The sequence below is a fragment of the Streptomyces sp. SID14478 genome, from assembly GCF_010548525.1.
Lineage (GTDB): Bacteria > Actinomycetota > Actinomycetes > Streptomycetales > Streptomycetaceae > Streptomyces.
This window is the reverse complement of the sequence record NZ_JAAGMG010000013.1, coordinates 1-7,488: the sequence shown is the minus strand read 5'-3', so window position 1 is coordinate 7,488 and position 7,488 is coordinate 1. Positions and strand designations below refer to the sequence as shown.

Here is a 7,488-nt window from a genome sequence, read left to right as displayed (position 1 = left end):
GCGCCGACGGCGGTGAGCAGCGCCAGACCCGCGCCGGCGATCAGCGGCACGGACCCGGAACGGAAGGCGATGGAGTCCGGCACCACGCCCGCGCTCGCGAAGGCCCCGAGCAGCCGGCGCCCGAACCACGGCCCCGGCAGGCAGGCGAGCCCGGTGGCGACGACCGCGAGGAACAGGGTCTCGCCGAGCACGAGACGGCGCAGCTGCCCCGGCGTCGTCCCGATCGTGCGCAGCAGCGCCATCTCGCGCTGCCGCTGCTGGACCGACAGGCCGAGCGTGCCGGCCACGACGAACACCGTGACCATGGCGGACAGCCCGCCGAACGCCGCGGCGAGCGGGATCAGATCGCTCCCGTCGGCGAGGACGTCGGGGTTCTCGGCGCGGCCGCGTGCGTCCCCGGTGAGCACGGCGACGGTGTCACTGCCGACGGCCTCGCGCACGGCGTCGGCGACCCCCTGCACCCGCGCCCCGGACGCCGGGAAGACGCCGATGCTGTCGACCTTCCCGTTCCGCCCCGCGGCGTGCGCGGCCTCGGCGTCCGACAGGAAGACGTCACTGCCCTCATCGGGCCCGGCGGCGATCCCCGACACCCGGTAGCTCAACTCGGCGCCGTGCGCCAGCAGTTGAACTCGTGCCCCGACCTTGATCCCGGCCTGCTGGGCGAGCTTGCCGCCGAGCACGATCTGCGCGTCGCCGGTCGGCGCCGCGCCACTCGTCAGCGCGTACGGGGCGAGCCTGGCGGAGGACCACCCGTGCCCGGTGACCGCGCCGCCCCGGGCCAGCGCCGCGGGGAACGACAGGTCCGGCACGACGTCCCCGACCCCGTCGACGCGCTCGATGGACGTACGCAACTCCCCACCCAGCCGCATCCGTTCGGGGAAGACGAGCTCCTTCTGCGTGTACTGGTACCGCTGGTCGCCGGTGACGACGATCGGCGCGGCGGCGAGCCGGTGCGGCGGAGCGGCGTTGTGGATGCCGGTCTCCAGGAGACCGCCCGCCCCGATGACGATCAAGGCGCCGAAGAACAGGGCCAGGAAGGAGGCGAGGAAGCCGCCCTTGTGAAAGGCCAGCGAGCGTACGGCGATCCGGATCATGACCGCACCCCGTTCCCTGCCCCGTGCCCGACCGCCATCTGCATCCGCTCGGCGACCAGCTCCACGGTCGGCCGCTTCAGCTCGCCGACGAGCCGGCCGTCGGCGAGGAAGACGACCCGGTCCGCGTACGCGGCGGCCACCGGATCGTGCGTGACCATCACGACGGTCTGCCCGGCCCCGTCGACCGACTGCCGCAACAGCGTGAGCACTTCGGCGGCGGACCGGGTGTCCAGCGCACCGGTCGGCTCGTCCCCGAAGATCACCGCGGGCCGGGTGACCAGCGCCCGTGCGACCGCCACGCGCTGCTGCTGCCCGCCGGACAGCTCCCCGGGCCTGCTGCGCCGCTTGCCGCCCAGCCCGACCCGCTCCAACACCTCGTCCACGGCGCCCCGTTCGAGCCGGACGCCGGCCAGCCGCAGCGGCAGCGTCACGTTGTCCACCACGCTCAGCGCGGGCAGCAGGTTGAACGCCTGGAAGACGAACCCGATGCGCTCCCGGCGGAACCTGGTCAGCGCCCGCTCCCGCAGCCCCCCGAGCTCCACCCCGTCCAGCCGCACGGACCCCGCCGTGGGCCGGTCGAGCCCGGCCGCACAGTGCAAGAAGGTCGACTTCCCCGACCCGGAGGGCCCCATGACGGCCGTGAAGCTCCCCCTCTCGAAGCCGACGCTGACACCGTCCAGTGCCCGCACCCGCCCCCCGCTGTACTCCCGCCGGACGTCCCACATCCCGACAACCGGCCCCACCGACGTAGCCCCTGGCTTCTTCATGCCGTCCATGCTGGTCGCGGGGGCTACGCGCCCGACAGCGGCGACCGGTGGAAAATGGGGTCCACCAAGTGGTGGACGACCCCCGCGAAGCGGCCCCGCACGAAAGCCCCTTCTCGCCCGCATGCAAGCCGAGCCACCGGAGCTGGAACAGTCCCCATCGCCGCAACTGCCCCGCCTCGGACGGGAAGGACTATCCCCGCAGGCTGCCCGCGAACCGGATCTCTGTCGCCACGGAACAATCATGAGAGTCAATCAAAAAGACATCCACACGGACGAAGACTTGATCGCCCACTACGAAGAGGACGAGCCGTTCACCGGTGAAGTCGTGTCACACGACAAAGAGGGACGGATGATTCGCCTCGCAACCTACGTGTCCGGAATCCTCTCCGGCCCGCAACTCCAGTGGTACCCGGACGGCACGAAGAGAAGCGAAGGCAGAGCCAAGCAGGGCGTGGTCGTCGGCGAGTGGCGCAAGTGGCACCCGAACGGCCGCCTGGCAGAGCAGACCTTCTACAGCACCACCGGGTGTGAAGAGGGTTTTCGCGAGTGGGACAAGGACGGAACCCTTGTCGACGAGGGCGGCCGAGCCCCCGAGGCCGATCCCCCCGACACGCCTGACGCACCGATCGATCCAGCCGGGCTCCACTAGACCTCGGCGCGCACTGACGCGAACCCGGAGTCCTCCCATGTCGTGAACACGGAGGGACCACGACGAAGAGCGGGAGTCAGTGAGACTGACTCCCGCTCTCTCATGTCGGCATCCGCCCTGGTCACCCAGGAACGTTCCTAGGTGGTCCGGCGAGTGCCCCCGGCAGGATTCGAACCTGCGCACACGGCTCCGGAGTGGTTGTGTCATTGAAGCGGCATTAGGCCTCTGAACTGCGCTTATACCGCCGTACTGCGCACGATCTTGAAGGAGTGTGTCGGAGGTGTGACACACCGCCCAGCCCCGTTCCCCTTGAGAGTGTCCGAGCCGCACCCGCCTGCTCCTGGCCGAACCGAGGACGACGGGTGAAGGCGGTCGACCAACGTCTGGCTGTCCTGAAGGAAGCCTGTGGATGTCCGGCAAGATGCTAGACACTTCAAGTTTCGGTAGCTCACCCTTGTTAGTTCGGACTGGGGGCCAGTCACGACAAGTGGGATGTTCGGGGGTTTAGTTCATGAGCTCGACCGCTACGCGTTTGACGTGCTTCGCGATTCTCTCCGCTGTAGAGGAAGACTTGCGGAACGCAGTAGTCGCTGTCACTTCTGATAGTGACGACGCCAAAGAACTTCTAAACGAAGAGCGATTCGAAAAGGTTCTCATAAGGCGTAATCGTGACGTTGGGGATGGCGCGAAAGTCACCCTCGGCTCCCTCGTGTCGTACTTGGATTTTGCTGACGCCTACGAGGTCTTGAAAAAGCTCAAGGATCGCCTTCCCGAGGAATCGCAAGAAAGGCTGGCGCGCCTTGCGCCACGCATTTCGAAGCTGACCCAAGTTCGCAATCGGGTAGCGCATACTCGTCCGATGGAAGTGGACGACCTCGCGGTCGTTTATGACACGGCGGAGGAGGCGTGCTCCTCGTCGAATGACCTTTGGGGCTGTGTAGCGGAGTGCCTGCGAAGGATCGAAGCTGACCCCGCATACGTTCTGGGTTTGACGATCAGTCTGGTTGGGGAGCCGGATAATGCCCCTCAGCACAACCTTCCCGCACCTGAGTTCGACGAGACAGGCTTCTTTGGTCGGCGGCAGGAAATTGATCGCATCAAGAAGGCCATTAAAGGGGCCTACCCGGTGGTTTCAATCTTGGGTGACGGGGGAATTGGGAAGACTTCGATCGCCCTCAAGGTGGCATACGAGCTCCTCGATGACCCGAAGAATAAATTTGATGCTTTCGTGTGGGTTTCTGCCAAGGCGACCATTCTTACAGTGGGTGAAATCCGTCGAATCAGTGACGCGATTGAGAGTTCGCTCGGGCTTTTTGCGTCAGCGGTGGAGCAACTGGGCGGTAAGAAGGCGGCTTCGTCGGGCGATCCGGTGGCGGAAGTGCTTGAGTATTTGGAGCACTTTCGAGTGCTGCTGATTCTGGACAATCTAGAGACCGTCCTGGATCAGCGGTTGCGCGATTTCTTGCTTGATCTGCCCATGGGTAGCAAGGTGATGGTGACTAGCCGAATTGGTCTTGGCATCGAGAACCCTGTGGCGCTCTCACCGCTCTCTGATCACGACGCGACGCGGCTGTTGTACACGTTGGCGAGGGTGCGTGACGTGAAGGCCCTCCAGGGGCTTCCTGCGCCCGCCGTAACGAAGATGGTTCAGGCGATGAAGGGGCATCCCGCTTATATTCGGTGGTTCGTAGCCGGCGTTCAGTCTGGAATACGCCCAGAGGAACTGCTACGCGGGAATGAGCTCTTGCTCGATTACTGTATGTCGAACGTGTATGGCTACTTGTCCGAGCAGGCCCGCTCCGTGCTCCGCTCAATGCAAGTTTTGCCCGGTCGACGGAGCCAAGCAGAGCTTGCATTCATAAATGACTACTCCGCAAGCGCCATACAATCGAGTCTGCTGGAGTTGATGACAACCAACTTCGTTCAGATGCAAGGTGCGTCTATGGGGGATACGTCAGATACCACTTATCAGATCTCCGACTTTGGCAAGCAGTATCTTGATACGCGTCACGCGGTGAGCGGTGACCTAAGGTCTTGGTTTGAGGGGAAAAGTAAGGAGCTGACCGAGCTTGGCGTTACCTTGCAGGCTGAGAGTACCGCATCCCCATATGATCCGAGGACGATCGACATTAAGGGGCCCGGAGACTTTAGTGTGGCGCGGATTCTGCGTGAGGCGTTGCGTGAGTATGATCGGGGCGAATACGATTCTGCTCTAATTACGTGTCGAGAGGCACAGCTCCTTGCCCCCGCGTACCATGAATCTTGGCGTGCCGAGGCCTTCATTCATGTAGGGCGGCGGGATATGGGGTCGGCGCGCGCGGCGTACGAGCGGGCCATCGAACTTGCGCCTGAGTCACCCACGCTGAACTACTTCTACGGGACATTCCTGTTGAACGACGTAGTCGAGCCGCAGCTAGGTCTGGATTTCCTGCAGAAGGCTGCGGTTACGGCGGAGGTGCCTCCTAGCGTGATTCTGGAGATCGCGTGGGCGCACTCACAGCTAAATGATTTTGATTCTGCTGTGGCCAGCGCCGGCCACGTGGTGTCGTTGAGGCCAACTGCTGACGAGGGTGCGATTGCGCTGACAATTGGAGGCCGGTCAGCGTGGTCTGGTGCGCTGAGGTATCAGGAGGAACTCGCCTACAGTAGAGCGGCTGAGATAATTGAGGCATTCGTCGAGATAGTCGAAAATGCGCGTATCGAAATGCTTCACGGTGAGCCCTCCGATCGGATGATTCAGGTCGCTGAGGTGTGCGCTGATTTGCGCGAGAAAGTGGACGAAAACTACCTTGTGGCGAACTTCGACAATTTTGCGGCCCGGCTAAAGGATCGCGTCCGCGCGTTGGATCCGGTGCTGCTGAGTCGCCAAATAGGCTCCGTCAAGAATACGAATCAAGATCGCCTGTTCGGGTTCGTTCGATCGTGGGGGGAGGACTACTTCTTCCATCTCAGTAATCTGTGCATACAGGAGCACTGGGGTTACTTGTCCGAGGGGGTGGCGGTTGCCTTCGCCCCCGTGAAAGACGATCCGCGAGGAGATCGCGCCAACCAGCTCCGTTGGCTTGGCTGACCGTTAAAGTGGCGTAGCCCTGCAGGCAGTAGCCGCTAGAAACGCCGGATAGCGAAGGAAGTCGCCTCCGGCTCCTACGCCCATCGAGGGTTGGCTTCGCCAACAGGCTGTAACACTCGGGGCTCAGGGTGGAAGCCAGGCGTTCGACTCGGTACCGGTCCAGGGCGGGCCCGTGCTCTACCTCGCCCTGGAGGACACCCCGCGCCGCCTCCAGACCCGCATGGGCAAGCTCCTGGGCGGCCAGCAGGCGCCCGCCGGTCTGACCCTGGTCACGGAGTGCCCGCCCTTCCCTCAGGGCGGCAGCGAGGCCATCGCCGGATGGCTCGACCGCAACCCCGATGCCCGCATGGTCGTGATCGACGCGTTCGCCAAGATGCGCGGCCAGTCCCCACAGGGCGTGTCCGCCTACGACGCGGATTACGTCGCGGTCGGCTACGCGAAGCGCCTCGCGGACCACTACGGCATCGCCGTGGTGCTCGTCCACCACGTGCGCAAGATGGCCTCCGAGGACTTCCTCACGGAGGTCTCGGGGACCAACGGCATCGCGGGCGCGGCCGACGCCACGCTCGTCCTCAAGCGGGCCCGCGGGCAGGCGGACGGCATCCTGCATGTGACCGGTCGCGACGTGAACGAAGCCGAGTACGCCCTCTCGTTCCAAGAAGCCTCCGGCGCCTGGCACTTGCTGGACGGACCTGCCACCGATCACACCGTCAGCGACACCCGCGCGGCGATCCTGCGCTTCGTCCGGGCTCACCCCGGAGCGAAGCCCAAGGACGTGGCTCTCGCTCTGCATGCAGTAGTCAGCATTGCGGCCCGCTGCGTCCGCCGCGTACGTGACTGAATTAGCCCACTTTGCCACAGATCATCCCTTACAGGTGTAATGCCCGTCGGTCATGGCAGGGCCTTGGTCTGGCGGAAGTTGCCGCTCGGGAAGCGGGTGGCTGCTCGTGGGTCCGCCAGCTCTCGGGGGCGTCTTGCTGTCGCAGGGGTGTGTCGGAGGTGTGTCGCGATCAGCCGTAGACAACGAGAGAGAGCGGGAGTCAGTGAGACTGACTCCCGCTCTCTCATGTCGGCATCCGCCCTGCTCAGCGCTTGATTCGTGCTGGCTACTTGGCGAGTGCCCCCGGCAGGATTCGAACCTGCGCACACGGCTCCGGAGGCCGTTGCTCTATCCCCTGAGCTACGGGGGCGTGTGCCGCGTGGTGTGCGGCGACGGGTAGAACCCTACCAGCTCGGTCCGGGTCTTCAGGAACAGGTTATTTCCGGGGGCGGGAGGCCGGGGCGGGCCCCCGGTACGGGGCGGAAGTGGGGAAAACCCGGACGCGGCGGCGGGTGCCGACCTACTCTCGAGAGGTGCCAGGCGCGTCCGGTCGGGTCCTCGTTGTGGACGACAACAAGGTGATCCGGCAGCTGATCAGGGTCAATCTCGAGCTGGAGGGCTTCGAGGTCGTGACCGCGGCCGATGGTGCCGAATGCCTGGACGTGGTGCATCAGGTGCAGCCCGACGTGGTCACCCTGGACGTGGTCATGCCGCGCCTCGACGGCCTGCGGGCCGCCGCCCGGCTGCGTAGCGACCCGCGGACCAGCCAGCTGCCCCTCGTCATCGTCAGCGGCTGCAGTCAGTACGAGGTGGAGAGCGGGCTCGACGTCGGCGTCGACGCGTTCCTGGCCAAGCCGTTCGAGCCGAGTGAACTCGTGCGCGTGGTACGGCAGTTGTGCGAGCGGGCGCGTGCGTCGACGCCGCGCGGCCAGGGCGGGGACGGGCACACGGCCGACAGTTCTCGCCACGGTGCCTCGACGTCCGACGCCCAGCGCTGACACCTTCGCGACGCCCCGCGCCGTGACATCCCGCGCTGACGCCTCCGCCCCGCGACGCCCCGGCCCGTGCCGCGTCGCCCCGCGCGGACG

The 7,488-nt window shown here is 65.3% G+C and carries 6 protein-coding genes and 1 tRNA gene; 4 read left to right on the top strand and 3 right to left on the bottom strand.

Features of this window, described 5'->3' with window-relative positions:
- Together G3I40_RS00760 and G3I40_RS00755 are read right to left on the bottom strand one after the other, a co-directional pair.
- The coding region (locus tag G3I40_RS00760; RefSeq protein ID WP_164300192.1) for an ABC transporter permease at nucleotides 1-1,094 on the bottom strand (1,094 nt) is incomplete at its 3' end.
- Nucleotides 1,091-1,870, bottom strand: coding sequence for an ABC transporter ATP-binding protein (locus tag G3I40_RS00755; protein WP_164300191.1), 780 nt, complete (start codon nucleotides 1,868-1,870; stop codon nucleotides 1,091-1,093). The genes G3I40_RS00755 and G3I40_RS00760, both read right to left, overlap by 4 nt.
- A gap of 232 nt (nucleotides 1,871-2,102) precedes the next feature.
- Here G3I40_RS00755 and G3I40_RS00750 point away from each other — a divergent pair, with 232 nt between their 5' ends.
- From G3I40_RS00750 to G3I40_RS00740, 3 genes are all read left to right on the top strand, one after another.
- Nucleotides 2,103-2,510: a hypothetical protein gene (locus G3I40_RS00750; RefSeq protein WP_164300190.1), complete on the top strand. Its 408-nt coding sequence runs from the start codon at nucleotides 2,103-2,105 to the stop codon at nucleotides 2,508-2,510.
- Nucleotides 2,511-3,021: 511 nt separating this feature from the next.
- Nucleotides 3,022-5,580, top strand: coding sequence for an NB-ARC domain-containing protein (locus G3I40_RS00745; protein ID WP_164300189.1), 2,559 nt, complete (start codon nucleotides 3,022-3,024; stop codon nucleotides 5,578-5,580).
- Between the two features lie 82 nt (nucleotides 5,581-5,662).
- Nucleotides 5,663-6,421: an AAA family ATPase gene (locus G3I40_RS00740; protein ID WP_343244784.1), complete on the top strand. Its 759-nt coding sequence runs from the start codon at nucleotides 5,663-5,665 to the stop codon at nucleotides 6,419-6,421.
- A 277-nt stretch (nucleotides 6,422-6,698) separates the two neighbouring features.
- Here G3I40_RS00740 and G3I40_RS00735 read toward each other — a convergent pair.
- Nucleotides 6,699-6,770: transfer RNA gene (locus G3I40_RS00735), tRNA-Arg, on the bottom strand.
- Between the two features lie 163 nt (nucleotides 6,771-6,933).
- On the opposite strand from G3I40_RS00735, the gene G3I40_RS00730 reads away from it, so the two are divergent.
- Nucleotides 6,934-7,398, top strand: coding sequence for a response regulator (locus tag G3I40_RS00730; RefSeq protein WP_343244783.1), 465 nt, complete (start codon nucleotides 6,934-6,936; stop codon nucleotides 7,396-7,398).
- Nucleotides 7,399-7,488: the final 90 nt, after the last annotated feature.

What these genes read in the sequence shown, in the direction of transcription:
- G3I40_RS00755 (WP_164300191.1), bottom strand. Translation starts at nt 1,870, where the DNA reads ATGGACGGCATGAAGAAGCCAGGGGCTACGTCGGTGGGGCCGGTTGTC.
- G3I40_RS00750 (WP_164300190.1), top strand. Translation starts at nt 2,103, where the DNA reads ATGAGAGTCAATCAAAAAGACATCCACACGGACGAAGACTTGATCGCC.
- G3I40_RS00745 (WP_164300189.1), top strand. Translation starts at nt 3,022, where the DNA reads ATGAGCTCGACCGCTACGCGTTTGACGTGCTTCGCGATTCTCTCCGCT.